Annotated in this window: 3 protein-coding genes and 1 pseudogene; 3 read left to right on the top strand and 1 reads right to left on the bottom strand. The window is 74.5% G+C overall.

From position 1 onward, the window contains the following. Window positions 1-70: 70 nt before the first annotated feature. The 3 genes and pseudogenes from HGA02_RS16900 to HGA02_RS21180 form a co-directional block, all read left to right on the top strand. Window positions 71-481 carry a hypothetical protein gene (locus HGA02_RS16900; protein WP_168680324.1) on the top strand — a complete coding sequence of 137 codons (411 nt, stop codon included), beginning with the start codon at window positions 71-73 and terminating at the stop codon, window positions 479-481. Between the two features lie 87 nt (window positions 482-568). Then, window positions 569-1,837, top strand: a complete 1,269-nt coding sequence (locus HGA02_RS16895) for a Glu/Leu/Phe/Val dehydrogenase dimerization domain-containing protein (protein WP_168680322.1) — start codon at window positions 569-571, stop codon at window positions 1,835-1,837. A gap of 118 nt (window positions 1,838-1,955) precedes the next feature. Then, window positions 1,956-2,102 (top strand): annotated as a pseudogene (locus tag HGA02_RS21180) (LLM class flavin-dependent oxidoreductase); the annotation flags it as partial. On the opposite strand, the gene HGA02_RS21175 reads toward HGA02_RS21180, so the two are convergent. Continuing rightward, window positions 2,066-2,282: hypothetical protein (locus tag HGA02_RS21175; protein WP_246247978.1), on the bottom strand; the 217-nt coding region annotated here is incomplete at its 5' end. The pseudogene HGA02_RS21180 and the gene HGA02_RS21175 sit on opposite strands and share 37 nt — an antisense overlap.

Genomic DNA, 2,282 nt, shown 5'->3' with positions numbered 1-2,282 from the left:
CGCCGACCATCCTGGGCGCGTCCGCCGCGTCGGACGCCCGACACCGTCGTCGACCCGTCCAGGGGGCAGCATGCTCGTCCGTCGTCTCGTCCGCGCCCGTCTCGTCCGCGCCGCCGTCGGCCTGGCCGTCGCGACGGGCGGCGTCCTGGTGGCCGCACCCGCGCTCGGGGCGGTCACCGACGACCCGGAGACGTCGACGACGCTCACCCCGCCGCCGGGCGCGGCCGACGACGGCACGGTCGGCATCCTCGCGACCATCGAGGACGCGGAGGAGTTCTGCGGCCCGGCGCTCGGCGGCGTGTACGTCTTCAAGCCGACGCCGTACACGGTGCGGTCGGTGAACTGCCGGGACACCGACGTGTTCGTCAAGGGCCGCTACAGCAACGGCTCGTTCGGCACGTGCGTGCTGGTCCCGGCGCGGCACTCGCGGCACCTGGGCGGCTCGGTGCTCAAGCCGATGGCGGACGCCCAGCTCTGCTGACGACGCCCGCGGCGCTCGGGTGACGGGGCGGGTGATCCCGGCGTGCGTCGCGGTGGCGCGCGCAGCGAGCGGTGGCATGGTGGGCACGTGACCGACTCGGCAACGACGCCCCGTCCCTCGTCCCCGCTGGCGACCGCGCAGGCCCAGCTCGCGGACGCCGTCCAGATCCTCGGCTACGACGAGGGCATGCACCGGATGCTCGCGACGCCACGTCGCGAGATGAACGTGGCCGTGCCCCTGCGTCGGGACACCGGGGAGATCGAGCTCTTCACGGGCTACCGCGTGCAGCACAACATCTCGCGCGGACCCGGCAAGGGCGGCCTGCGCTACTCGGCGTCCGTCGACCCGGACGAGGTCCGGGCGCTGGCGATGTGGATGACGTGGAAGTGCGCGGTCGTCGACGTGCCCTACGGCGGCGCGAAGGGCGGCGTGACGATCGACCCGCGCCTGTACTCGCAGTCGGAGCTCGAGCGAGTCACGCGCCGCTACACGAGCGAGATCATGCCGATCATCGGCCCCGAGCGGGACATCATGGCGCCCGACATCGGCACGAACGAGCAGACCATGGCCTGGATCATGGACACGTACTCGGTCAACCTCGGGTACACGATCCCCGCGGTGACCACGGGCAAGCCGCTCACGGTCGGCGGGTCGCTCGGGCGTCCGACGGCGACGTCGCGCGGCGTGGTGCACGCGGCCGAGGCCGCGCTCGGCGACGCGGGCGTGCGGCTCGACGAGGTGTCGGTCGCCGTGCAGGGCTTCGGGAAGGTCGGCGCGCCCGCGGCGCGCATCCTCGCGGAGTCGGGAGCACGCGTCGTGGCCGTGAGCGACGAGCACGGTGGCGTGCGGGCGTCCGACGGGCTCGACGTGCCCGCGCTGCTGCGGCACGTCGCCGACGGCGGAGCCGTGCACGAGTTCGAGGGCGGCGAGGCCGTCGACAACGCCGAGCTGCTGTCGCTCGACGTCGACGTGCTCATCCCGGCGGCCGTCGAGGGGGTGATCGACGCGGACACCGCGCGCCAGGTCAAGGCGCGCTGGGTGGTCGAGGGCGCCAACGGCCCGACGACGACCGAGGGCGACGCGGCGCTCGCCGAGCGGGGCGTCGTCGTCGTGCCGGACATCCTCGCGAACGCGGGCGGCGTCGTCGTGTCGTACTTCGAGTGGGTGCAGGCGAACCAGGCGTACTGGTGGACCGAGAACGAGATCGCGGAGCGGCTCGAGCACCGCATGCTCGCGTCGTACCGGGCGGTCGCGTCGCTCGCGCACGCCGAGGGGGTGTCGCTGCGCGACGCGGCGCTGACGATCGGGGTCCGGCGGGTCGCGGAGGCGCACAAGATCCGCGGCCTGTACCCCTGACGGTGCCCTGACCGACGCACGCCCACCCGCAGGCCGAGCCCGGCTGGCGGGGCGTGCGTCGCGTCACGGTCGGACGCGCGCGGGATGACGACGGCGCCGTGCGGCGTTGCCCCTCGACGTGACCATCCCGCTCTCCGTCCTCGACACCGCCCCGCTCAGCGCGGGCCAGAGCAGCGCCGACGCGCTCGCCGCGACGACCCGCCTCGCACGGGCGGCCGACGCGCTCGGCTACCGCCGGTTCTGGGTCGCGGAGCACCACGCGATGCCGATGGTGGCGTCGACGTCGCCCGGCGTGCTGCTCGCGCACCTCGCGGCCGCGACGAGGTCGCGGATCGACAGGCCCTCGGCCTCGGCACGGGCACGCCACTGCGCGACGACGGGACGCGGGTCCTTGACGTGCCGCACGCGGCCGCGCGTGATGTCGGCGTTGTCGACGTCGGGCTCG

It is taken from the genome of Cellulomonas septica (assembly GCF_012396155.1).
Lineage (GTDB): Bacteria > Actinomycetota > Actinomycetes > Actinomycetales > Cellulomonadaceae > Cellulomonas > Cellulomonas septica.
The sequence above is the reverse complement of the archived record's forward strand: the minus strand, read 5'-3'. Positions and strand labels throughout refer to the sequence as shown.